The organism is Pseudomonas sp. F(2018) (genome assembly GCF_005508865.1).
Taxonomy (GTDB): domain Bacteria; phylum Pseudomonadota; class Gammaproteobacteria; order Pseudomonadales; family Pseudomonadaceae; genus Aquipseudomonas.
Window position 1 is genome coordinate 268,959 of sequence record NZ_SCOM01000001.1, and the last position, 24,280, is coordinate 293,238.

Consider the following 24,280-nt stretch of genomic DNA (forward strand, 5'->3'; position numbering starts at 1 on the left):
AGCACGAATGCCGTCGACGGAGATGCAGGCCAGAACCGAGGGTATGCAGCCTGCCCTCCGGTTCTGCTGCGCAACTCAGTCCCTATCAAGGAACGACTGCAGGGGGGCTGGGGCATACAGCGCGCTCTGGAATTCCGGCACGTACTCGTACTTGACCAGGTCGCCCAGCTGCAGTGACTCGATATAGGTCGAGAGGCTGCCGCCGTTCAGGGTCAGCTTGACCGAATCCTCATTGGTGGTGGAGGCATGGCGCAGCTGGCGAGAGATCGCATAGCCGTAGTTCAGCTCACCGCTGTGGCCGATATTGGTGAAGCTGTTGGTCACCAGGTCAGCCTCGGTGGACAGATCGCTGAGCTTCTCGGTCTCCAGCGTGACGTCGACTTTCCCGGTCTGGCTGTCGAGAATTTCGAAGACCACCGACTTGTCGGTTTCCCTGAGGTTGATGCCGGTCAGCCACTTGGGCAGGTTGTAGCCGACCACGCCCCTGACCCTGGCCAGCTCGGTGTTGACCGGCAGCTTGAGCACATAGCCCCAGAAGTCGTTGGACATCGACTGACCCACCAGTGAGATGGGGCCCAGGTTGGAACTACCGGGCCTGTTGGTGACGATGGACAGCGCGATCTCGTTGTAGCTGTCGTTGTCGCAGTATTCGTAGGCGTAGGCGGTCAGTGCGACCAGCCCCCTGCCGGGCCAAACCTGGATCGGTTGAACCTGCTCCAGCACCGTGGCGGGCATCAGTGCCTTCAGCCGCTCCAGGTCCGCCGTGAAGACCGCGGTGACTCGGCTGTTCTTGTAGTAGAAGTTCGGCGAGTAGGACTCGAAGCCCATGTCGACCCTGGTTTTCTTCAGCCCCTCGAACCAGCTCAGGTCGATGCCCGGCGCCTCCGCTGCGATAACGGAGAGCGGTGGGTTGGAGCGGTAGCGGTCGTACAAGCCACCGGCCACCACGGGAACATCCTGGCCGGCGATACGGGTGGTGGCAGTGCCTGCCTGGCTGGCCTCCGGCAAGCCGATGGCCCAGGAGGGAAGAGCCATGGCGCTCAGCAGCACACCTGCCATTGCCGCAACGTTGCTGAATCTCATCTGTGTTCGTCTCCGCGTCGTGAGGCGGTTCCTGCCCATGGAACCCCCGTATACAGCCGCTCAAGTCGTGCGCTTGAGAGCCGGGCGCGGAAACCCTAACGTTCAACTTAACTTTATGGTCAAGTGCGTCGGCCGATGCAGAAGTCGCATCGATCGGATGAATCCACAGCGATAAGCAGCCGCCATGTAGGTGGGGGAAGGTCGCCGTGTCGCCTAGCGGGTCAACGTTGCGGCCGGTGCCTGTGCTGCGCGAGGAGCAGGCTCCGAGGGCCTGTCGCTCACTTCAGTTCGAAGCGCTCGCGCGTTGCGCGCAAACGCGGCAGCGGCAGGCTGACCAGGATCACCATGGCCAGCAGGCCCACGCCCAGCAGCGGCAGGTTGGCCAGGCCGAGGTTGACGCTCAGCCACAGGCCGCCGAAGTAGGCACCGCTGGCGTTGCCCAGGTTGAACGCGGCGTGGCTGAGGGTGGCGGCCAGGCTGGCGGACTCACCGGCCTGTTCCACCAGCAGCAGCTGCAGCGGCGAGGAGATGGCGAAGCTGGCCACGCCCCAGGCGAACAGCAGGGCCAGCACCACCGGCGTCACCTCCATGAACAGGTACAGGCCGAGCAGGCACAGGGTGCTGGCGGCAAAGGCCAGCGGCAGGGCGAAGCGCATGCCCTTGTCGGCCAGGCGGCCGCCGAGCAGGTTGCCCAGGGTCAGGCCGATGCCGAACAGCAGCAGCGCGCCGTTGCTGAGCGAGGCGCTGAAACCGCCGACATCGCGCAGCAGCGGGCTGATGTAGGTGAACACGCCGAACAGCGCCACCGACGACAGGCAGCAGACCAGCAGGGCGTGCAGCACCGGACGGCGCAGGATGCCGCTCCAGGCGCCGGCTTCGCCGCGTGGCGGCACCGGCGTGCGCGGCAGCCACAGGGCCTGGGCCAGCAGGGCGAGCAGGCCGAAGCCGGCGACGGCGAAGAAGGTCATGCGCCAGCTGGTGGCCTGGCCGAGCCAGGCGCCGAGCGGCACGCCGAGCACGTTGGCGATGGTCAGGCCGCTGAGCACCAGGGCCATGGCCGAGGCGCGCCGGTGCAGCGGAGCCAGTTCGGCGGCCAGCAGGGTGGCGCAGCCGAAGAAGCCGGCATGGCTGATGGCGGTGAGCATGCGCATGGCCAGCAGCCAGGCGTAGTCCGGGGCGAGGGCGCAGCCGAGGTTGCCGAGCGAGTAGGCGCCCATCAGCCACAGCAGCGCCTGCTTGCGCGGCAGGCGGCCGAGCAGCGGGCCGAGCAACGGCGCACCGATCACCACGCCCATGGCATAGGCGCTGACCAGCAGGCCGGCGTCGGCCAGGCTCACCCCCAGGTCGGCGGCCACTTCGGGCAGCAGGCCCATGATGATGAATTCGCTGCTGCCGACGACGAAACCGCCGAGAGCGAGGGCCAGCAGGGGCAGGGAGAGCAGGGTACCGAGGTGCATGAATGATCCGGAAAGCGACGCACCGCACGTAGGCGCGGAGTCCTCGTGCGGGGCTGGGTGTGGGGCGGGAAGGCGGCAATTATGCCTTATCAGCCTCTAAATGAGTGCGGCAAAGGGGTGTGGGTGTAGGAGCGAGCTCTGCTCGCGAAGCCGGGTACGGCAAAAGCTTCGCGAGCAGAGCTCGCTCCTACATTGCACCTAGGCGCTCTCTCTGACGATCAACTGGCACTGCAGCAGGTTCAGGCGCTGCAGTTCGCCTTCGGTCTCGACTGCGCCGAGACTCTGCAGCACGCGCAGGGCGGCGATCTCGCCGATCTCGCGGGCCGGCGGGCGCACGGTGGTCAGGCTGGGCAGCAGCATCTCGGCAAAGGGGTAGTCGCCAAAGCCGATCACCGCGCAGTCCTCGGGAATCTTCAGACCGGCGCGCTGGCCGGCGAGCAGGCCGCCGGCGGCCAGGTTGTCGTTGGCGAAGACGATGGCATCCGGGCGCGGGCTGCGCTTCATCAGCGCGTCCATCGCCTGCTTGCCGGCCTCGAACGGCTTGGCATCCGCCGAGGGGACGAACACCCAGGGCTCCAGGCCGGCCTCGTGCAGCGTGTCGGCGTAGCCGTCGCGACGCTCCAGGGCGCTGAGGTCGCCGGCGGCGCTGTTCTGTACGAAGGCGATGCGCCGGTAGCCCTGCTTCAGCAGGTGGCGGGTGGCGGTCACGCCCACTTCGTAGTGGAGGAAGCCGACCTGCAGCGGAGCGCGCTCGGGGCGGTAGTCCCAGATCTCCACCACCGGGATATCGGCGTCGGCCAGCAGCTTTTCGGTACCGGCGCTGTGGAAGTGACTGGTGACCACCAGCGCCGCCGGCGACCAGCCGAGGAAGGCGCGCACGGCTCTCTCTTCCTGCTCCTCGGAGAAGTAGCTGGAGGCCAGCAGCAGCTGGTAGCCGTGCCTGGCCAGGGTGTCGCTGAAGCCCTGGATGGTGGCGGCGAAGATCGGTCCGGAGATGTTCGGGATGACCATGCCGACGATGCGTCCGCGTGCCGAGGCCAGGCCGCCGGCGACCAGATTGGGCACGTAGCCAAGTTCGGTCACCACCGCCTGGATGCGCTCGCGCAGCTCGCCGGAAACCTGCTCCGGCTGGTTGAAGAAGCGCGACACGCTGATGGCCGAAACGCCGGCCTGCTCGGCCACCTGGCTGAGGGTGACGCGTCCTGCGCCACGGCGCTTGCGGGGGGAATCCTTGCTGCTGCTCACGACGGTGATGGTCCGTTCGAGGGTCGGAAGGCAGCCACCATACTGCATTTGTTAGCGCTAACAAAGGCTTGCGAGCGGTGGCGGTGAAAATCTACTTATGGAATATAAAAGTAATTTTTAATTATTTGACGCTCTATAAATTCCGCTCCGATACTGTCGATGTTAGCGCTAACAAGGCGCACGCCGACCTTCACTGCCACTCGCACGAGCGAGACCAGACCGGTTACGGCGACCGAGAAAGCCCATAGCGGGCTCCGTCTGGTTCAACAGGGCAGAGAAGTAGATGCATACCCAGAATTCCCAGGTTTCCCCATTCCGCCTGCGCCGCACGCCGCTGGCCAGTGCCGTGCTGCTGGCCGTGCTCGGCCAGCCGGCGTTCGCCGCCGAGGCGCCGGCCACCGAGCAGACCGCCACGCTCGGCACCGTGACGGTGACCGCCACCCGCCGCGAGGCTTCGCTGCAGGAAGTGCCGGTGGCCGTGTCGGTGATCGACGGCGAGCAGCTCGAGCGCGGCAACCGCAACAACGTCGCCGCCATCGTCCAGGAGGTGCCGACCCTGAACTACCGCGCCGGCGCCTCGAACAAGGACACCTCGCTGTTCATCCGCGGCGTGGGCACCATCTCCACTTCGCCGGGCGTCGAGCCGACCGTGGCCACCGTGGTCGACGGCGTGGTGTTCGGCCGCCCCGGCCAGTCCACCCTGGACCTGCTCGACCTGCAGCGCATCGAAGTGCTGCGCGGCCCGCAGGGCACCCTGTTCGGCAAGAACGCCTCGGCCGGCGTGCTCAACGTGATCAGCAAGGACGCGCCGGAAGAGACCAGCGGCTACGTCGACTACTCGCACTTCGGCGGCGGCAACGAGAACCGCCTGCGCTTCGGCCTCGGCGGGCGCCTGACCGACAGCCTCAAGGGCTCGCTGAGCACCCTGTGGGGCGACTACGACGGCAACGTCGAGAACGTCTACAACGGCCACGACGTCAACGGTTACGAGCGCAAGGGCGTGCGCGGCAAGCTGGAGTTCGAGCCGAACGAGGACTTCAAATTCACCCTGATCGGCGACTACATGGACGGCGAGGACACCCTGCCCAGCGGGGTCGTCACCTCGGCCAACGCAGCGTTCGCCACCCAGCTGCGGCCGGTGACGCCGAGCAAGCACAACCGCGACATCAACAGCGACTACAAGACCCACGTCGAGGACACCAACACCGGCCTGTCCGGCCAGGCCGATTGGAAGCTGGGCGACTTCACCCTGACCTCGATCACCGCCTGGCGCGGCTGGGACAATACCCAGTACCAGGACGGCGACCGTCGCGCCCTGCTGCCGCTGACCGCCTCCCACGACAAGGGCGAGGTGGACTATGACCAGTACTCTCAGGAGTTCCGTCTGACCTCGCCCAAGGGCGAGTTCAACGAATACGTGCTCGGCGCCTACTACTTCCACGGCAAGTCCGACGAGATCTACCAGCGCTGGTCGACCAATGCCGGCGTGCTCAACCAGGGCCGCGCCGACTACAGCGTGACCAACGACAGCGTGGCCCTGTTCGGCGAGAACACCTTCAACTTCACCGACGACTTCCGCGCGCTGCTCGGCCTGCGCTGGACCCACGACGACCTGGAATACGACCATCGCCGCGTGTCCACCTCGGCCACCGCGGTCACCGGCATCCAGCCGTCGACCAGCAGCGAAGGCTCGGTGGATGAGGACGGCTTCAGCGGCCGCACCGGCCTGCAGTACGACTTCACCGACAACCTCACCGGTTACCTGACCTACTCGCGCGGCTACAAGGGCCCGGCCTACAACACTTTCTTCAACATGCAGCCGCGCGACACCGAGGCGCTCAAGCCGGAGACCTCCGACTCCTACGAGCTGGGCCTCAAGAGCACGGCGTGGGACAACCGCCTGACCGCCAACCTGGCCGTGTTCCACACCGACTACGACGACTACCAGGCCAACTTCTTCGACACCGTGGCCAACCAGGTGGTGACCCGCCTGATCAACGCCGGCAGCGTGAAGACCCAGGGCATCGAGCTGGACGCCAGCCTGCAGGCCACCCGCCAGCTCAAGCTGTCGGCGTCGCTGGCCTACACCAAGGCCCGCGTCGACCACTTCAACTGCCCGCCGGGCGCCGCCGCCACCTGCGACATCGACGGCGGCCGCCTGCCGTTCACCCCGGACTGGAAGAGCTACGTGCGCGCCGACTACAGCATCCCGCTGGACAACGGCCTGGATGTGGAGCTCTCCACCGACTACAGCTGGCAGGACGAGGTGCAGTTCAGCCTCGACCAGAACCCGGACACGGTGCAGGGCGCCTACGGCATCTGGAACGCCAGCATCGCCCTGGCCGACTACAACGACGGCTGGCGCGTGGCCCTGCTCGGCAAGAACCTCGCCGACAAGTCCTACGCCCAGTCCCTGGCCAGCGGCGGCACCTACATCTATCGCGCGGTGCCGCGTGACGACCAGCGCTACTTCGGCGTGCAGCTGCGCAAGGACTTTTAAGTGCCCGTCGACGATGGCGATGTAGCCCGGACTTCCGTCCGGGTGGGGCTGCCCCGTGTGTCCCCGGACGCCCGGGCTACCGGCGATGCCTCTCACATCGTTGCGTACTGGCGCGATTACCACCTAGGTCGGGTGCAACCCGCGGCTTCGGCCACGCGGTTTTCACCCGCCCTGCACAGAAATCCCGGCGTGCAGACCCACCCGAGCCACCGCAGAGCGGCCGGGTGGCTTTCCGTCCCAGTAGGTAACTCCTTATGAGCCAAGCCCAACGTCAACTCAGCCTCGGCGCCTTTCTCATGGCCGGCGGCCACCACATCGCCGCCTGGCGCCATCCGGACGTAGCGTCGGACCCGCTGGATTTCAGCCAATACAAACGCGCCGCGCAGATCGCCGAGGCGGCCAGGTTCGACGCCATTTTCGTCGCCGACAGCGTGGCCGCGTCCACCGATGCCATCGCCAGCCACACCTCGCGCTCGGTGTACTTCGAGCCGCTGACCCTGCTCTCGGCGCTGTCCGCCATCACCGAGCGCATCGGCCTGGTGAGCACGGTGACCACCAGCTACAACGAGCCGTACCACGTGGCGCGCAAGTTCGCCTCGCTGGACCACCTCTCCGGCGGCCGCGCCGGCTGGAACCTGGTGACCTCGGACGCCGCCGCCGAGGCCTTCAACTTCGGCCGTGACGCGCACATCCCGCACGCCGAGCGCTACTCGCGGGCCCGCGAATTCCACCAGGTGGTGCGCGGCCTGTGGGACAGCTGGGCGGACGACGCCTTCGTCCACGACCAGGCCAGCGGCCAGTTCTACGACCCGGCCAAGCTGAAGGTGTTGAACCACCACGGCGAGCACTTCCGCGTGCAGGGTCCGCTCAATGTCGCCCGTTCGCCCCAGGGGCGGCCGGTGGTGGTGCAGGCCGGTTCCTCGGAGACCGGTCGCGAGCTGGCTGCCGAGACCGCCGAGGTGGTGTTCACCGCGCAGACTTCGCTGGCCAAGGCCCAGGCCTTCTACGCCGACCTCAAGGGCCGCCTGGCCAAGTACGGGCGCGGCGAGGACGAGCTGAAGATCATGCCCGGCGTGTTCGTCGTGGTCGGCGCCAGCGAGGCCGAGGCCCGCGAGAAGTTCGAGCAGTTCCAGGAGCTGGTCGAGCCGGAAGTGGGTGTGGCCCTGCTCGGGCGCATGCTCGGCAATTTCGACCTGTCCGGCTACCCACTGGACGGCCCGCTGCCGGAACTGCCGCTGACCGAGAACGGCCAGCAGAGCCGACAGAGGCTGCTCACCGAACTGGCCGGCAGCGAGCAGCTGACCCTGGCCCAACTCGGCCGGCGCATCGCCGGTGGGCGTGGCCACCACAGCCTGATCGGTACGCCGACGCAGATCGCCGACGAGCTGCAGGCCTGGTTCGAGGGCCGTGGCGCCGACGGCTTCAACGTGCTGGTGCCGCACCTGCCGCTGGGCCTGGAGGACGTCGCCACCCAGGTGGTGCCCGAGCTGCAACGTCGTGGTCTGTTCCGCACCGAGTACCGTGGCCGCACCCTGCGCGAGCACCTTGGCCTGCCGTATCCGCGCAATCCCTTCTTCACCTGACGCCAAACAACTCCCTCTCCCCTTGGGAGAGGGTTGGGGTGAGGGTGCTATGAGCGACGCGGAGCCGCCTGGAAGCCCCTCACCCCCGGCCCCTTTCCCGCAGGAGAGGGGAGACCGCACACCGATACGCAAGGATTCCCCCATGAGCTACATCCCCGCCGCCAACCGCTACCAACGCATTCCCTATCGCAGCGTCGGCCGCAGTGGTCTGCTGTTGCCGGCCCTGTCCCTGGGCCTGTGGCACAACTTCGGTGATGCCACGCCGATCAATACCCAGCGCGCGCTGCTGCGCACCGCCTTCGACCTGGGCATCACCCACTTCGACCTGGCCAACAACTACGGCCCGCCCTATGGCAGCGCCGAGAGCAACTTCGGCCGCCTGCTGCAGGAAGACTTCAAGGCCCACCGCGACGAGCTGATCATCTCCACCAAGGCCGGCTGGGACATGTGGCCGGGGCCGTACGGGCAGGGCGGCAGCTCACGCAAATACCTGATCTCCAGCCTCGACCAGAGCCTGCAGCGCCTGGGCCTGGACTACGTGGACATCTTCTACTCGCACCGTTTCGACGCCGACACGCCGCTGGAGGAGACCGCCATCGCCCTGGCCGACATCGTCCGCCAGGGCAAGGCGCTGTATGTCGGCATCTCCTCCTACTCGGCGGGCAAGACCCGCGAGATCGCCGCGCTGCTGCGCGAGCTGAAGGTGCCGCTGCTGATCCACCAGCCGGCCTACAACCTGTTGAACCGCTGGATCGAGAAGGACCTGCTCGACGCCACCGATGAGCTGGGCGCCGGCGTCATCGTGTTCACCGCGCTGGCCCAGGGCCTGCTCAGCGACAAGTATCTCAATGGCATCCCGCAGGACGCGCGGGTCAACCGCCCGGGCGGCGCCTCGCTGCGCCCCGAGCACCTGTCCGAGGCCAACATCGCCCGCGCCCGTGCGCTCAACGAGATCGCCGCGCGCCGTGGGCAGAGTCTGGCGCAACTGGCGCTGGCCTGGACCCTGCGCGATGCGCGGGTCAGCTCGGCGCTGATCGGCGCCAGCAATCCTGCGCAGATCGTCGAGAACGTCGCCGCGCTGGACAACTTGGCCTTCAGCGCCGAGGAGCTGGCCGAGATCGACCGCTATGCGGTGGAGGGCGGTATCAACCTCTGGGAAAAACCGTCCACCGACTGGGAGTGAGCATGAACAGCATTCGATTCGGCGCCGCCTTGCTGGCGCTGCTGGCCTTCTCCGGCCTGGCCCGTGCGGCCGACCCCGAGGTATTGCGCATCGGCTTCCAGAAAGGCTCCACCAGCCTGGTGCTGGCCAAGGAGCACGGCATGCTGGAGAAGCGCTTCCCTGACGTGCGCGTGCAGTGGATCGAGTTTCCCGCCGGCCCGCAGATGCTCGAGGCGCTGAACATCGGCAGCCTGGATGTCGGCTCCACCGGCGATATCCCGCCGCTGTTCGCCCAGGCCGCCGGTGCCGACCTGCTGTACATCGGCGCCGAGCCGCCCAAGCCGCAGGCCGAGGTGATCCTGGTGGCCAAGGAAAGCCCGCTGCAGTCGGTGGCCGAGCTCAAGGGCAAGCGCGTGGCGCTGCAGAAGGGCTCCAGCGCGCACAACCTGGTGCTGCGCGCGCTGGCCCGTGAAGGTTTGACGTTCGCCGATATCCAGCCGATCTACCTGCCGCCGGCCGACGCCCGCGCCGCCTTCGAGCGTGGCGCGGTGGACGCCTGGGCGATCTGGGACCCGTTCTACTCGGCCATCGAGCTGGAAGGTCGCGCGCGCCTGCTGGTCAACGGCGAGGGCCTCGGCCTGAGCGGGCCCTTCGTGCTGGCGGCGCGGCCGTTCGCCGAGGCCAACCCGCAGTTCCTCCCCGAACTGCTCGCCGAGCTGAACCGCGCCGAGGCGCTGACCCGCAGCGATGAAGCCGCCAGTATCGCCGTGCTGGCCAGGGTTACCGGCCTCAGTCAGGCGGTGATCGCGCGCGCCTTCGGCCACCGTCCACCGTCGCCGATCGGCCCGCTGACCAGCGAGATCATCGCCGCGCAGCAGCACACCGCCGACCTGTTCGTGGCCAATCGGCTGCTGCCCAGGCCGCTGCAGATCCAGTCGGTGATCTGGCGCGCGGCGGGCGCTGGCGCAGTGGAGCAGTGAAACGCTCGAGGCCGAACTGCGGAGGAACTGCTCTGCCATGGACCTTTCAGGTGTGTTTCGCGGGCGATGCTCTGTAGGCATATTTTTCATGCCTATAGAGCATCAAGGGTTTTTAGTCGTTATGAATCAATGACTTATGAATCATATATTCCATTAAGAAATTACAAGTTAATAAAAAGATACTTTCTGAAATAAGCGCGTCATTCAATTATCCAACCCACGTCAGCCGGCCAGTTCCTGCTAGTCCGGCATGCCACCAAACGCCATCCAGAGCTGGCCCGTGATCCAGGAGCACACTGCCAAATGGGCAACGTCCTAAAAGCCGACAACCTGAAGGAAGTGCTGTGGCGCAACCCCGGCGAGGTCCTCGATCTCGGCGTGCAGTTGCGCCAGGCCCTCGACCTGCAGCGCCATGTGCCGCGTCGCGAGCGTCCCGTGCTGAGCCGCCGCGAGGCCGTGCTGCTGGGTCTGTTCGCCCTGACCCTGCACGGCGCCGTGTTGTACTGGCTGAGCCAGCGCAGCGAGCCGGTGCTGCCGGAAGTGCCGGTGGTCATCCCGCCGATGACCATCGAATTCGCCGCCCCGCCGCCTCCGCCGGAGCCGGTGATCGAGCCGCCGCCACCGCCGGTGGTGGAGGAGCTGGCGGTCAAGCCGCCGCCCAAGCCCGAGCCACCCAAGCCGCAGCCGCCGAAACCCAAACCGAAACCCAAGCCGGTGCCGAAACCGGTCGAGCCGCCACCGCAGCCGCCCAAGGCCGAGACCCCGCCGGCGCCGCAACCGCCCAAGCCGGCTCCGGCCCCGGTGGAAACGCCGCCCTCGGCCAACGCCGCGTACCTGAAGAACCCGGCGCCGGAATACCCGAGCCTGGCCCAGCGCCGTGGCTGGGAAGGCACGGTGCTGCTGCGGGTACACGTACAGGCCAACGGCAAGCCGAGCGAGATTCAGGTGCAGAAGAGCAGCGGCCGCGAGGCCCTCGACGAGGCCGCCATCCGCGCGGTCAAGCGCTGGAGCTTCGTACCGGCCAAGCGTGGCGACCAGACGATCGCCGGTTGGGTGACCGTGCCACTGGCCTTCCGTTTGAACTGACTGACCGACCGAAGCGGTGCCCTTTGGCGCCGCCGAACAAGACTGCAATACGCCCTGCGAGGAACGCGACATGAACCTGCTTACCGACTCTCCCTTCCAATCGGTCGAACACAGCGTCATCTGGCTGCTGATCGGCTTCTCCGTCATCACCTGGGGCCTGGCCCTGATCAAGGGCATCCAGTTCGCCCGCCAGCGCTACCAGGATCGCCGCTTCCACAAGCAGTTCTGGAGCGCCACCAGCCTGGACTCCGCCGCCGAACAGGGCCAGCAGCAGAACGGTGCGGTGGCCCGCCTGGCCCAGGCCGGCTTCGCCGCCATCCAGGTGCAGGACGGCCAGGCCCATGATCTGGCCCAGTCGATCAACCATCAGGATCGCCTGGAGCGCTCGCTGCGCCAGCAGATCCAGCGTGAGCGCCGCTCGCTGGAGTCCGGCCTGGCGGTCCTCGCCTCGATCGGCTCGACTTCGCCCTTCATCGGTCTGTTCGGCACCGTGTGGGGCATCATGGAAGCGCTCAAGGGCATCAGCGCGGCGGGCAACGCCAGCCTGGAAACCGTGGCCGGGCCGATCGGTGCGGCGCTGGTCGCCACCGGCGTGGGCATCGCCGTCGCCGTGCCGGCGGTGCTGGTCTACAACTACTTCCTGCGGCGCCTCAAGCTGACCGCCGCCGACCTCGACGACTTCGCCCACGACTTCTACAGCCTGGCGCAGAAGAGCGCGTTCAAGGTCATCAGCCACCCCGGCGCGCGCAAACCGCAGCAGCCGCAGAACGTGAAGGAGGCTGTCTGACATGGCCTTCTCCACCCAGGACAGCGACGAAGTCCTCTCCGAGATCAACGTCACCCCGCTGGTGGACGTGATGCTGGTGCTGCTGGTGGTGTTCATCGTCACCGCGCCGCTGCTGACCAACTCCATCCCGATCAACCTGCCGAAGACCGAGGCCGTGGCCCCGGCGGACCAGAAGGACCCGCTGGTGGTGAGCATCGACGGTGACGGCAAGCTGTTCATCAATAAGGACGAGATCCAGCCGGAGCTGCTGGAGAGCAGCCTGGCCGATGCCAAGACCAAGGATGCCGAGGTCAAGGTGCAGCTGCAGGCCGACGACCAGGTCGACTACGGCGTGGTGGCCAAGGCCATGGCCAGCATCGAGCGCGCCGGCATCACCAAGCTGGCCGTGATCACCGCTCGCTGAATCGTTTCGCGGGGCCGTTCTTACCAGGCAGGGGAACGGCCCCTTTTTTATTCGCCACAGGAGGCGCCCATGCCCACGCTGTATATCTCTCCGGGGGCCTGTTCGCTGGCCTCGCATATCGCCGTTCACGAACTGGCGCTGCCGTTCCAGGTCGAGCAGGTTGCGCTGCGCACGCCGGATTCGCCGATCCACGCGATCAACCCGCTGGGGCGGGTGCCGGCCCTGCAACTGGACGACGGCACCCTGCTGACCGAGAACAGCGCCCTCCTGCCGTACCTGGCCGATCAGGTGCCCGGCACGCCGCTGTTCGCCCCAGCCGGCAGCGCCGAGCGCGCGCAGATCCAGGGCTGGCTCGGCTACCTGGCGGCGGAGATCCATACCGCCTCGTTCCGCCCGCTCAATCGCCCCGAGCGCTACTCGGCGGATGAGGCGGCGCACCCCGGCATTCGCGCCCATGCCTTGCAGCAGCTGTACAAGGCCTTCGAACACATCGACAGGCACCTGCAGGGTCGCCAGTGGCTGGTCGGTGAACGCTACACCCTGGCCGATGCCTACCTCGGCGTGTTCGCCAACTGGCTGCTACGGCTCGGCGCGCCCTTCGACCAGCTGACCAATGTGGCGCGTCTGCGCGAGCAGTGGGCGGCGCGTCCGGCGGTGCAGCAGGCGCTGCGTGCCGAAGGATTGCTCAAGGGCTAAGCGGAGCGGGGCGCTTATGCCGCTTATCCTTTTGAGGAATATAAAAATAATTAAACAGTATTTTTACGGAATAAGAAAAGTCCCTACTGTCACTCCACCCAGCCTACCCGCTGGTACCAAAGCCAACCTGCCGGCGGCTGAAGATCCAGCCGCGGCGCCTGAATCGAGATCATGGACATGAAGAAGACCTTGCTGTTGACCGCTCTGGCGGCTGCCCTCTCTGCCACTCTGGCGCACGCCGGAGAGAAGCTCACCGTTGCCGCCACGCCCGTGCCCCACGCGGAAATCCTCGAGCTGATCAAGCCGCAGCTGGCCAAGGAAGGCGTCGACCTCGACGTCAAAGTCTTCACCGATTACGTGCAGCCCAACCTGCAGGTGAGCCAGAAGCAACTGGATGCCAACTACTTCCAGACCAAGCCCTACCTGGACACCTTCAACCACGACCGCGGCACCGACCTGGTGATCGTCAAGGGCGTGCACGTTGAGCCCTTCGGCGGTTACTCGCTGAAATACAAGTCCCTGGCCGACCTGCCCAAAGGCGCGACCATCGCCATCCCCAACGAGGGCAGCAACGGCGGTCGCGCCCTGCTCCTGCTGCAGAAGGCCGGCCTGCTCAAGCTCAAGGACCCGAGCAACGCCCTGGCCTCGCCCAAGGACATCGCCGAGAACCCGCACCAGTTCAAGTTCAAGGAACTAGAGGCGGCCATCCTGCCGCGCGTGCTGGACCAGGTCGACCTGGCCCTGATCAACACCAACTACGCCCTGGAAGCCAAGCTCAACCCGGGCAAGGACGCGCTGGTCATCGAGGGCAGCGACTCGCCTTACGTGAACTACCTGGTGTCCCGTCCGGACAACCAGAGCAGCGACGCCATCAAGAAACTCTCCGCAGCCCTGACCAGCCCGGAAGTGAAGGCCTTCATCGATAAGCGCTATTCGGGGGCCGTAGTTCCCGCGTTCTAAGCGCGGCCCTTTTCTTTTGTGTCGCTGCTGCCCGCCGTAAACCACGGTGGTGAAGGCTGAATTGCCTTCTCCTTTTGACGCCGACCCGCGCAAGCTGGTCGGCGTTGTTTTTTTGTAGGGCATGTAAGCGAGCGAGGAGGCTTCGCTCAGTTTGCGTAGCACCGGTGAATAGGCGCGAATCTTCAGGCCGCCAGTCACTTCATGCAGAAGGGTGGGAACATCCTGGGGGCGCAAAAAAAGGCGTTTAAGCGGCTCACCGAGTGGGAATGCTGGCCGGTGATCCGCGACCACTATGCGGCTAAGGATATGACCACCATCGACCCCTACCACCACATCCGCGATTTACTGGAAGAGAGACATATCCACTGGGGAAGAGCAGTATGAGACTGTTAGTACCCATAGCGGAGCCAGTATGGACGACCACAAGTGTCCAGAATGCAGTCTGGTGTTGCCGAAAGATGTTTATGAGTGTCCGCATTGCGCCAAGGTCGGTCGTATCTACCTGGGGCTATTTGCGTTTAGCACGGTACTGTTTTTCGTCATCTGTCTGGGCTTGCTTTACATCTTCTGAGCGAAGCATCGCGTGTGGCCATTGAGCAATTAGCTGATGGCCGCTGGAAGGTCGATATAGAGCCGATCAAGGGCAAGCGTTTCCGCAAGATTCTCAAGACCAAGGCTGAAGCTCAGCGGTTTGAGGCTAGCTGCCGCTCCAAGGTCGTAGACAATCCGAGCTGGACGCCAAAGCCGACCGACAAACGCCGACTGACCGAGCTGGTCGCCGCTTGGTTCGACCTGCGTGGGGCCTCTCTCAGGGATGGGGGAACGCCGCGCTCCAAGCTGGATATGCTCGCGAAGCGCCTTCGCAATCCGCAGGCCGCCAAGCTCGATCCGCAGACCTAAGCTCATGATCGCCACGTCAGGTTAGGGAAGGGCACGTCGCCTAAAACGCTCAATAACGAGTTGGGGTATCTGCGCAAACGAATTGCGCGTCCTAGGCGTTATCGCTACGCCAATCCGCTGGCCCTGGTGAAGCCGTCGAAGATCCAGGAACGGGAATTGTCTTGGCTGACGACCGATCAGATTGCCGAACTGCTGGAGGCCATTCGCAGTGGCTGTGATAACCCACATGTCGAGATCATCACGCTGATTTGTCTGGCCACAGGTGCTTGTTGGTCAGGGGCCGAAAAGCTAAAACGGACCGGTCTACGTAACGCGGTGATTACTTTCAGCTGACCAAGAGCGGTAGGTTTGGTCTGTGCCAATTTCGACCGAACTGGAAGCCCAAATCGTTCGGCACCGGAAACAGCATGGTCAGCCGAACTCGGCCATTACCTCGTTTCGCAGAGCCCTCGCCAGGACGACTATTGAGCTTCCTAAAGGCCAGGCTGCCCATTCTCTCCGGCATACCTTCGCCAGCCACTTCATCCAGAACGGCGGCAACATCCTTACGCTGAGAAAATCCTGGGCCATTCGAGCTTGGCCATGACCATGCGCTATGCGCATCTAGCCCCGGATCACCTTCAGGACGCGCTTAGACTGGGGCCTTTGGCCGCGCTCTCTTGGTGAATCTCGTGCTTGAAAAGGATTCCGTCATATAGCGGGCCTTCAGCATCAAGGATGAGCGCGGATCGCCTTAGGACGGCGCGGCGGTCGTTCATGTAGAGACCAAATGACTTTGATCTGAAATGGCCCAACGCCATCCGGCATGCCCGCTCCGCTTCTTCGCAAGGAATTTCGCTATCTGTCGGTGGGTAGTAAACCGCTTGGGTGGTGTCGTTATAGACGACGTTGACCAGCAGAACCTTGTCGGCGTGGCACATAACGTCCAGAAATAACTTACCTTCCAGTAGCACGAGAGGAACCTCGTACCGCTCGCGGCGCAGTGAGTTCATGGCCTTAACTTGCTAAGCGAGAGCTGCCCTTAGCGTGACGGCTCTTGTGGGTGTAACCACGTTCCTTAGTCAGGTTCCTCAGCGGGAGGGCGGCTATGCTACTGCAGGCTGAGTGTCTAGAAACCGGGGCGGGGAGTGTGGGGCATATATTTCCTGGCTTTCCTCTCAACTTTTACGCCAGGAATTGGTCTAGGTCTAGCTTCAACGTCAGATTTCTAACGCTTCGCTTTAAGTCTGTACTTTCGACACTTTTTCGACACCCAAAGAAAAACCCCTGACTTTCTCTAGGAAAATCAGGGGCTTGTTTGGTGGAGCCGGGGGGATTTGAACCCCCGTCCGCCAGCTCTCCGCTATCGGTTCTACATGCTTAGCCATCTCTATTGAGTTAACTCCGCGCGGCCCGAGTGGCAGGGCGCTTGGAGCGAGCTGCATAAGTTTTAGCCGTTACACCTGCAGCGAGCTTGGCGGCGATCCTGTTCTATCTGACTGACCTAATCGTCGGGTTTACAGGCATCCCCTAGGGTCAGCTAGCGGCACTTAGGCGGCTAGAGCGTAGTTGTCGTCGTTGGCAACTATAAAGTTGTGGCAGCGGATTTACGAGAACTGTCACCTACTCGGCATGCCCCTCAAGTTTTGCTACCGGCGTCGAATCCTAATCGGCCCCAGAACGCTCTTGCGAGGTTGGAGGGCAGTGTACGGCAAAGGTTCACCAGCGTCGACCATCGAACTGCCAGTACAATCCCTGGCGGGCACTGGCCGTTCGGCGGTCTTGTGCCATTCTCTTCAGATTAGAATTCGAGGAGCGACGGATGCCGCTCGCACCGCTCAAGCCTTTGCGCCGCTGGATCTGGCGAGCGTTCCTGCAGAGTGCGCTGATTCCCCTGGTACTGGTGGAGTCGGTGCTGATCGCCGTCTATCTCTATACCAACGAATCCATCCGCGAGTCCCAGGTCGGTTACCTGCAGAGCAGCGCGCTGCAGGACCTGGACAGCGCCGTGCGCCGTGAAGGGCAGGTGATCGACAGCCGTCTGCGCGCCATCGAGGCCCAGGTCGGCATCTACCGTGACGCGGTGACCGAGGCCCTGAGCGATCACCGCTTCGCCCCGGACGAACTGGAGCGCAAGCGTCACGCCAGCGCGCCGAGCGGCGTGTTCTACAGCAGCAGCGACGATGGCCGCGCCGCCTCCTTCTATTCCGCCGCTACGCCACCGGCCAAGCAGGACCGCGACAAGGCGCTGCGCCTGTCGCGGGTGGACCCGCTGATGCGCTCGATCCGCCAGGCCGACCCGCTGGTGGCGGCGGTCTACTTCAACACCTGGGACAGCTACAACCGCATCTACCCGTACTTCGATGTGCTGCAGCAGTACCCGCATGACATGGTCATCCCGCAGTACAACTTCTATTACCTGGCCAACGCCGAGCACAACCCCAAGCGCAGTACCGTGTGGACCGAGGTCTATCTCGATCCGGCCGGCCAGGGCTGGATGATGTCGGCCATCGCCCCGGTCTATCGCGACAACTTCCTCGAGGGTGTCGCCGGCCTGGACGTGACGGTCGGGCAGATGCTCGCCGAGATCGGCAACCTGCAGGTGCCCTGGCAGGGTTACGCGCTGCTGGTGGGCAGCGACAACGCGATCATGGCCCTGCCCACGGCGGGAGAGAAGGACTTCGGCCTGCGCGAGCTGACCAGCTACTCCTACGCCGAGGCGGTCAGCCGCGAGGTACTGAAACCGGCCGACTTCAAGCTGGATCGCCAGCAGGGCCTGCGCCCGCTGCTGGAGGCCATGGCCACCCGGCACCACGGCGTGGTCGAGGTGCAGCTCGGCGGCCGCGGCCAGCTGATGGCCTGGAGCGAGATTCCGCAGACCGGCTGGCGTCTGCTGCTGGTGGTGGACGAGGCCAACATCTTCAGCGAGACCAACCGCCTGGCCGAGCAATACCAGATCATCGGCTACCTGCTGATCGCCGGCCTGGTGTTCTTCTATCTGCTGTTCGGTACCTGGATGTGGACGCGCTCGCGGCGCCTGAGCAACGAGCTGGCCGAGCCCATCGCCGGCATCGTCGGCATGATGCGCAGCCTGGCGGTGGGCGAGCGCAAACCGGCGGCACCACCGACCTCGATCGCCGAGATGGCCGAGATGGCGGTGGAGGTGCAGCACGCCGGCCAGCAGCTGCAGGCCAGCGAGGAGAGCCGCCTGCGTGCCCAGCGCACCCTGGAGCTGGTGCTGGAGAGCACCACCGAGAGCCTCTGGGAAGTGGAGGCGGAGAGCCTCAGCATCCGCATCAGCGACCGCTTCGTGCGGCGCTTCGGGCTGCCCACCGACTGCATGCCGTTCGCCGAATTCAACCAGCGCGTGCACCCGGACGACCTGCCGCGAGTGCGCCACCTGCGCCTGAGCATGGCCGACGACAGCGCCGAGGACTTCTTCGAGGCCGAGTATCGCTATGCCGATGGCCTGGGCCGCTATGTCTGGCTGCTCAGCCGCGGCAAGGTGATCGAGCGCGACGCCGAGGGCCGCGCGGTGCGTGCGGCGGGCACCCACGTCGACATCACCCGCCTCAAGCAGGTACAGGAAGAGCTGCGTCGCGCCAGCCACGAGGCTCAGGCCGCCAGTCAGGCCAAGAGCCGTTTCCTGTCCAGCATGAGCCACGAGCTGCGCACGCCGCTCAATGCCATCCACGGCTTCGCCCAGCTAATCGAGCTGGAGGCCCAGGACCATGCCGAGCGCCACCAGGAGGCGGAGTACGCCCGCGAGATCGTGCTGGCCAGCCGGCACCTGACCTCGCTGGTGGACGATATCCTCGACCTCTCCAGCATCGAGAGCCGTCAGCAGCAGCTGCAACTGCAGCCGGTGGATATCGGCCCGCTGCTGCGCAGCTGCGCCGAGCTGATCCAGCCCGAGGTGCAGCAGCGCCGCCTGCAGCTGCAGGTTTTGGCCGAGGCCCATCCGCCGCTGTTCGTCCTGGCCGATCCGCGCCGTCTGCGCCAGGTGCTGCTCAACCTGCTGTCCAACGCGATCAAGTACAACAGCCCCCAGGGCATGATCCGCATGGGCTACGAGGTGCGCGCCAGCGGTGTGCGCCTGTGGGTCGACGACAGTGGTCCGGGCCTCAGCACAGAACAACAGGCGCAGCTGTTCCAGCCGTTCCAGCGTCTCGGTCGGGAGAACTCCAATATCCCGGGCACCGGCATCGGCCTGGTGCTGTGCCGCGAACTGGCGGAGCTGATGGGCGGCGAGATGGGCTTCGCCAGCGACGTCGGCCTGGGTAGCCGTTTCTGGATCGAGCTGCCCAGCGCCGCGGAGCCGCCGCTCGGTGGCGCGGCGGAACAGCCGGCCGCGACGCGTGCGCGCCAGGTATTGGCCCAGGTGCTCTGCGTGGAGGATCATCCGGCCTGCCTGCGGGTGCTGCAGGAGGGGCTGCGCGAGATGGCGGTGGTGGGCGGCGTGGGCTCGGTGCGCCGTGCGCTGTTGCAACTCAGCGAGCAGACGCCGGCGCTGGTGCTGCTCGATCTCGACCTGCCCGATGGCAGCGGCCTGGAAGTGCTGGAATACATGCGCAATGAGCCGCGCCTGGCCGAGGTGCCGGTGCTGGTGGTCAGCGCTGCGGCCGACGAGGAGCTGTTGGCGGAAGCCCGCGCCAAGGGGGCGCAGGCCTGCCTGCTGAAGCCGGTGGACCTGCAGCAACTGCGCCAAATGGCGCTGTCGCTGCTCGGTCAGGAAGCCTGACTACTCGCTGGCCTGCAGCAGGTTCAACGCTTCCTCCAGCACCTTCACCGACTCACCGTGATTGCCGGACTTGTGCAGCTGCTCGCCTTCGGCGCGCAGGCGCTGCACTTCGGCCAATACTTCGGCATCGGCGGGCGGGTCGGTCTTGAGCATTTCGTCGATCTTGGCCATGTCCTGGGGACAGTGCATGGCCCATAGCGAGGTGCTGAACAGCAGGGTGGAGCAGAGCAGGAAGAGCCGGCGCATGGTGAGTCCTCCATGGATGGGGTGAACTCAGTATAGAGACGGACGCCAGGTCCGCTGTGCCGCCGGCTCTCCAGCCGTCACTCGGCGGGGCCGTCGCCCTTGCCGGTTTTCTCCAGCAGGGTCACGGCCTGGTTGGCGTGACCGGCGCAGCCTTCGTTGTCGCCGGCCTGCTGGGCTTGCACGGCCTGCTTGCGCAGATCCTCGACCTGCTGCTTGGCTGCTGCGCCGAGAGCGGTCTGGCTGGCCAGTTGGTCATCGATCTTCTGCAGGTTGGTGGCGCACAGATCGTCGTTGGCGAACGCCGGCGAGGCGGCGAGGGCACAGGCAAAAATCAGGGCAGTACGCTTCATCGAGGTCTCTCCTCTTCAGTCGTCGAAGCGAGCCCGGCAAACGGGCCCGTGTGCAGTCGACTGGGTTAGAGCGGCCTCGGTTCAGAGTTTTTTGCCCGGGTCACCCGGTCCACCAGGTACACCAGGCCGTGGTAGTCGATGCCGCTGTGGCTGGAAAGACCGATCTCGCAGGTGCGGCTCGTGGAGATGCCTTCCTTGCAGTACTGCACCGCGTCCTTCAGCGAGCGCAGCGAGTGGGCGTTCAGCTCGGGCGTGGTGAAGCCCTTGTCGCCGGCGAAGCCGCAGCAGTGGATGCCCTCGGGGATCACTACTTCCTTGGTGCAGCGACGGGCGATGTCGATCAGCCCCTGGGCCTCGCCCAAGTGCTGGGTGGAACAGGTGACGTGCACCGCCACCGGCCTGTCCTGCGGAGTGAATTCCAGGCGCTCGAACAGATGTAAACGGATGAACTTCACTGGATCGTGCAGTTGCAGCCGCGGGTCGAGACCGTCCTGGACCAGGCGTAGGGTGCAGGGGCTGGTGTCGCAATAGATCGGATCGAGTCCGCCGCGGCTGGCCTTGAGCAGTGCGTCGACCAGCTCCTGCTTCTTGCGCTCGGCCTGTTCGGGGTAGCCCTTGGAGGCGAACGGCTGGCCGCAGCAGAGGTTGTCCGCGTCCGCAGGGAACACCACCTGGAAGCCGGCCTTTTCCAGCAGGCGGCGGGTCTTGTCGATCAGCGGCGTCTGCTCGGCATCGGTGAAGGCCGGGCCCATGGCGCGCGACACGCAGGCGGCCAGGTAGACCACGCGCGGGCGCTCGTCGTGGCTGGGGGCGGCGAGGCGAATCGGCTGCGCCGCCTGCGGCATGGCCGGTGTCCACAGCGGCAGCCTGGCCTTGTCGTGCAGCACGCGTGCGGCCTTGCCCAGCAGCGGCGCGCCGAGCAGACGGCGCGTACCGTTGGCCACATGCAGCAGCACCCGCGCACCCTGCAGAGAACGGTGGAAGTTGGCGGCCAGCCAGTCGGCGGTGCCGGCATGCTCGGCGTCGCGGGCACGCAGCTTGCGCACCAGGTCGCCGGTGTTGATGCCCACCGGGCAGCGCTGCGAGCACAGGCCGGTGGCGGCGCAGGTGTCGACGCCCTGGTACTGGTAGGCGGCTTCCAGCTCGCTAGTGTCGATGCCCGCACGCTTGCGCGCCTGGATATCGCGCCAGATGACGATGCGCTGGCGCGGCGTCAGGGTCAGCCCCTTGGACGGGCAGACCGGCTCGCAGAAGCCGCACTCGATGCACTTGTCGACGATCTCGTCAGCGGCCGGCAGTGGCTTGAGGTGCTTCAGGTGAATCTGCGGATCCTGCGACAGCACCACGTCCGGGTTGAGGATACCCAGCGGGTCGAACAGGCGCTTGATGGTCCACATCAGCTGGTAGGCCTCGCTGCCCCATTCCAGCTCGACGAACGGCGCCATGTTGCGCCCGGTGCCGTGCTCGGCCTTGAGCGCACCGCCGAACTCCACCGCCACCAGCTGCGCCACGTCCTGCATAGAGGCTTCGTAGCGCGCGACTTGCACTGGATCGTCGAAGCCCTGGGTGAAGACGAAGTGCAGGTTGCCCTCCAGGGCATGGCCGAACAGGATGGCCTCGTCGTAGCGATGCTTCTCCAGCAGTTCGAGCAGACGGTTGACGCCTTCGGCCAGGCGCTCCACCGGGAAGGTGACGTCCTCGATGATCACCGTGGTGCCGGTCTGGCGCACCGCGCCGACGGCGGGGAAGGTCTCCTTGCGGATCTTCCACAGCTGGTTGTAGATGGCCGGGTCCTCGCTGAAGTCGACCTGCTTCTCCACCGGGAAGTGGGCGATGGCGGCCATGATCCGGCCGATCTGCTCGTGCAGCAGCGACTGGCTGGCGGCGCGCGACTCGATCAGCAGGGCGCAGGCGCCGGCCGACAAGCTCTGCACCCACGCAGGCATGCCCTGCATGTTCTCCACCGAGCGCAGGCTGCGGCGGTCGAGCAGCTCCACCGCGGACACCGGCTGCTGCTTGAGCAGCGGCACGGCCTGGCAGCAGCTCTCCACGTCGGGGAAGACGATCAGCGCGCTGGCCTTGTGCGGGTGCTCCGGCACGGTGTCGTAGGTCACCGCGCTGATAAAGCCGAGGGTGCCCTCGGAGCCGACCATCAGGTGGTTGAGGATGTCGAGCGGCTCGTCGAAGTCGACCAGCGCGTTGAGTGAGAAGCCGGTGGTGTTCTTCAGTCGGTACTTGTGGCGGATCTTGGCGGCCAGCGCGGTGTTGGCGCGGGTTTCTCGACCTAGCTGGGCCAACTGATCGAGCAGGGCGCCGTGGCGGGTGCGGAAGGCTGCGATGCTGGCAGCGTCCTCGCTGTCCAGCACGCTGCCGTCGGCCAGCACCACGCGCAGGCCGGCGAGGGTGTTGTAGCTGTTCTGCGCGGTGCCGCAGCACATGCCGCTGGAGTTGTTGGCGACTATGCCGCCGATCTTCGCCGCATTGATCGAGGCCGGGTCGGGGCCGATCTTGCGCCCCAGCGGCGCCAGCCAGGCGTTGGCCTGGGCACCGATGACGCCAGGCTGCAGGCGGATCTGCGCGCCATTGGCACGGATGTCGCGGTCGTTCCAGCTGTCGCCGAGGACGATCAGCACCGAGTCGCTGATGGCCTGGCCGGAGAGGCTGGTGCCGGCGGCGCGGAAGGTCAACGGCACGCGCTGGGCGCTGGCCAGCTCCAATAGGCGCACCACCTCGGCTTCGGACTCGACCCGCACCACCAGCTTGGGAATCAGCCGGTAGAAGCTGGCATCGGTGCCGAAGGCCAGGGTCGACAGCGGGTCGTCGAACAGGCGCTCGCGCGGGATCAGGCGATGGACTTCGGCGAGGAAGGCGGCGGGCAGGCTCATGCGAGCTCCATGTATCCGGTGGTATCACCCCTCTCCCTCTGGGAGAGGGGACTAGAACATCAGACGCCCAGTTCACGCACCAGCGAGTCGCGGCTGATATCGGCGATCGACTTGGCGCCGGTCAGAACCATGGCCACGCGCATCTCCTTCTCGAACAGGTCGAGCAGGTTGCTCACCCCGGCACCGCCGGCTGCGGCCAGGGCGTAGACGAAGGCACGGCCGAGCATCACGCCGTCGGCGCCGAGGGCGAGCATGCGCACCACATCGAGACCGGTGCGGATGCCGGAGTCGGCGAGGATCTTCAGCTCGCCCTTCACCGCGTCGGCTATGGCCGGCAGGGCGCGGGCGCTGGACAGCACGCCGTCGAGTTGGCGGCCGCCGTGGTTGGACACGACGATGCCGTCGGCGCCGAATTTCACTGCGTCCTTGGCATCTTCGGGGTCGAGGATGCCCTTGATCACCATCGGGCCGTCCCAGAATTCACGAATCCATTCCAGGTCCTTCCAGGAGATCGACGGGTCGAAATTGGCCCCCAGCCAGCCGATATAGTCGGCCAGGCCGGTGGGGTTGCCACGGTAGGTGGAGATATTGCCGAGGTCGTGCGGCTTGCCCAGCACGCCGACGTCCCAGGCCCAGGTCGGGTGGGTGACGGCCTGCAGCATGCGTCGCAGCGGCGCGTTGGGGCCGCTCATGCCGGAATGGGCGTCGCGGTAGCGCGCGCCGGGGGTGGGCATGTCGACGGTGAACACCAGGGTGGTGACGCCAGCGGCCTTGGCCCGCTCCAGGGCGTTGCGCATGAAGCCACGGTCCTTCAGTACGTAGAGCTGGAACCACATCGGCCGGTCGATGCTTGGGGCCACTTCCTCGATCGGGCAGACCGAGACGGTGGACAGGGTGAAGGGAATGCCCTTGGCCGCCGCTGCCTTGGCCGCCTGCACCTCACCACGGCGGGCGTACATGCCGGTCAGGCCGACCGGGGCCAGGGCCACCGGCATGGCCAGCTTCTCGCCGAACAGCTCGGTGGACAGGTCCAGCTCGGACATGTTCTTCAGCACGCGCTGACGCAGGGCGATGCCGGCCAGGTCCTCGACGTTGCGCCGCATCGTGTACTCGGCGTAGGCGCCGCCGTCGATGTAGTGGAACAGGAACGGCGGCAGCCGGCGTTGGGCGGCGGCGCGGTAGTCGGTGGAGGCGGAGATGATCATTGGCTTCTCATCCATTGGAAAATGGGAACAAC

The 24,280-nt window shown here is 65.7% G+C and carries 18 protein-coding genes, 1 other RNA gene and 1 pseudogene; 11 read left to right on the forward strand and 9 right to left on the reverse strand.

Going from position 1 to position 24,280, the window contains the following annotated elements; all coding sequences use genetic code 11:
- Nucleotides 1-75: 75 nt before the first annotated feature.
- The 3 genes from FFS62_RS01210 to FFS62_RS01220 all read right to left on the reverse strand — a co-directional run bounded on the left by FFS62_RS01210 (nucleotide 76) and on the right by FFS62_RS01220 (nucleotide 3,785).
- A complete protein-coding gene (locus FFS62_RS01210) occupies nucleotides 76-1,083 on the reverse strand; it encodes an acetoacetate decarboxylase (ADC) (protein WP_137970994.1) in 1,008 nt (335 codons plus the stop codon).
- A 278-nt stretch (nucleotides 1,084-1,361) separates the two neighbouring features.
- Nucleotides 1,362-2,540, reverse strand: a complete 1,179-nt coding sequence (locus FFS62_RS01215) for an MFS transporter (protein ID WP_137970995.1) — start codon at nucleotides 2,538-2,540, stop codon at nucleotides 1,362-1,364.
- A 198-nt stretch (nucleotides 2,541-2,738) separates the two neighbouring features.
- Complete coding sequence (locus FFS62_RS01220) at nucleotides 2,739-3,785, reverse strand: LacI family DNA-binding transcriptional regulator (RefSeq protein ID WP_371920092.1); 1,047 nt, start codon at nucleotides 3,783-3,785, stop codon at nucleotides 2,739-2,741.
- Between the two features lie 283 nt (nucleotides 3,786-4,068).
- Between FFS62_RS01220 and FFS62_RS01225 the strand changes: the two genes are divergently transcribed.
- The 10 genes and pseudogenes from FFS62_RS01225 to FFS62_RS23125 all read left to right on the forward strand — a co-directional run bounded on the left by FFS62_RS01225 (nucleotide 4,069) and on the right by FFS62_RS23125 (nucleotide 15,508).
- A complete protein-coding gene (locus FFS62_RS01225; RefSeq protein ID WP_137970997.1) occupies nucleotides 4,069-6,285 on the forward strand; it encodes a TonB-dependent receptor in 2,217 nt (738 codons plus the stop codon).
- A gap of 254 nt (nucleotides 6,286-6,539) precedes the next feature.
- On the forward strand, nucleotides 6,540-7,868 hold the full coding sequence (locus FFS62_RS01230) for an LLM class flavin-dependent oxidoreductase (RefSeq protein WP_137970998.1): 1,329 nt from the start codon (nucleotides 6,540-6,542) through the stop codon (nucleotides 7,866-7,868).
- 142 nt (nucleotides 7,869-8,010) lie between these two features.
- Nucleotides 8,011-9,051 carry an L-glyceraldehyde 3-phosphate reductase gene (gene mgrA, locus FFS62_RS01235; RefSeq protein WP_137970999.1) on the forward strand — a complete coding sequence of 347 codons (1,041 nt, stop codon included), beginning with the start codon at nucleotides 8,011-8,013 and terminating at the stop codon, nucleotides 9,049-9,051.
- A 2-nt stretch (nucleotides 9,052-9,053) separates the two neighbouring features.
- Nucleotides 9,054-10,010, forward strand: coding sequence for an aliphatic sulfonate ABC transporter substrate-binding protein (locus tag FFS62_RS01240; RefSeq protein ID WP_137971000.1), 957 nt, complete (start codon nucleotides 9,054-9,056; stop codon nucleotides 10,008-10,010).
- 303 nt (nucleotides 10,011-10,313) lie between these two features.
- A complete protein-coding gene (locus tag FFS62_RS01245) occupies nucleotides 10,314-11,096 on the forward strand; it encodes an energy transducer TonB (protein ID WP_137971001.1) in 783 nt (260 codons plus the stop codon).
- 70 nt (nucleotides 11,097-11,166) lie between these two features.
- Nucleotides 11,167-11,883, forward strand: coding sequence for a MotA/TolQ/ExbB proton channel family protein (locus tag FFS62_RS01250; protein ID WP_137971002.1), 717 nt, complete (start codon nucleotides 11,167-11,169; stop codon nucleotides 11,881-11,883).
- 1 nt (nucleotide 11,884) lies between these two features.
- The gene (locus FFS62_RS01255) at nucleotides 11,885-12,286 is read left to right on the forward strand and encodes a biopolymer transporter ExbD (protein WP_137971003.1); all 402 of its coding nucleotides are present in this window, start codon (nucleotides 11,885-11,887) and stop codon (nucleotides 12,284-12,286) included.
- 69 nt (nucleotides 12,287-12,355) lie between these two features.
- The gene (locus tag FFS62_RS01260) at nucleotides 12,356-12,982 is read left to right on the forward strand and encodes a glutathione binding-like protein (protein WP_137971004.1); all 627 of its coding nucleotides are present in this window, start codon (nucleotides 12,356-12,358) and stop codon (nucleotides 12,980-12,982) included.
- A 177-nt stretch (nucleotides 12,983-13,159) separates the two neighbouring features.
- Nucleotides 13,160-13,942 (forward strand): MetQ/NlpA family ABC transporter substrate-binding protein, encoded by a 783-nt coding sequence (locus FFS62_RS01265; protein ID WP_137971005.1) that lies wholly within the window; start codon nucleotides 13,160-13,162, stop codon nucleotides 13,940-13,942.
- Nucleotides 13,943-14,527: 585 nt separating this feature from the next.
- Nucleotides 14,528-15,508 (forward strand): annotated as a pseudogene (locus FFS62_RS23125) (tyrosine-type recombinase/integrase).
- On the opposite strand, the gene FFS62_RS01285 reads toward FFS62_RS23125, so the two are convergent.
- A complete protein-coding gene (locus FFS62_RS01285) occupies nucleotides 15,463-15,834 on the reverse strand; it encodes a hypothetical protein (RefSeq protein ID WP_137971008.1) in 372 nt (123 codons plus the stop codon). The pseudogene FFS62_RS23125 and the gene FFS62_RS01285 sit on opposite strands and share 46 nt — an antisense overlap.
- Before the next feature lie 306 nt (nucleotides 15,835-16,140).
- Nucleotides 16,141-16,498, reverse strand: a transfer-messenger RNA (tmRNA) gene (gene ssrA, locus FFS62_RS01290).
- A 145-nt stretch (nucleotides 16,499-16,643) separates the two neighbouring features.
- Between ssrA and FFS62_RS01295 the strand changes: the two genes are divergently transcribed.
- Nucleotides 16,644-19,562: an ATP-binding protein gene (locus FFS62_RS01295; RefSeq protein ID WP_137971009.1), complete on the forward strand. Its 2,919-nt coding sequence runs from the start codon at nucleotides 16,644-16,646 to the stop codon at nucleotides 19,560-19,562.
- Here FFS62_RS01295 and FFS62_RS01300 read toward each other — a convergent pair whose 3' ends face one another.
- The 4 genes from FFS62_RS01300 to lldD all read right to left on the reverse strand — a co-directional run bounded on the left by FFS62_RS01300 (nucleotide 19,563) and on the right by lldD (nucleotide 24,248).
- On the reverse strand, nucleotides 19,563-19,808 hold the full coding sequence (locus FFS62_RS01300; protein WP_137971010.1) for a hypothetical protein: 246 nt from the start codon (nucleotides 19,806-19,808) through the stop codon (nucleotides 19,563-19,565).
- A gap of 77 nt (nucleotides 19,809-19,885) precedes the next feature.
- Nucleotides 19,886-20,158 (reverse strand): hypothetical protein, encoded by a 273-nt coding sequence (locus tag FFS62_RS01305; protein ID WP_137971011.1) that lies wholly within the window; start codon nucleotides 20,156-20,158, stop codon nucleotides 19,886-19,888.
- A gap of 65 nt (nucleotides 20,159-20,223) precedes the next feature.
- The gene (locus FFS62_RS01310; RefSeq protein WP_137971012.1) at nucleotides 20,224-23,043 is read right to left on the reverse strand and encodes an FAD-binding and (Fe-S)-binding domain-containing protein; all 2,820 of its coding nucleotides are present in this window, start codon (nucleotides 23,041-23,043) and stop codon (nucleotides 20,224-20,226) included.
- 59 nt (nucleotides 23,044-23,102) lie between these two features.
- The gene (gene lldD, locus FFS62_RS01315) at nucleotides 23,103-24,248 is read right to left on the reverse strand and encodes an FMN-dependent L-lactate dehydrogenase LldD (RefSeq protein WP_137971013.1); all 1,146 of its coding nucleotides are present in this window, start codon (nucleotides 24,246-24,248) and stop codon (nucleotides 23,103-23,105) included.
- Nucleotides 24,249-24,280 lie beyond the last annotated feature (32 nt).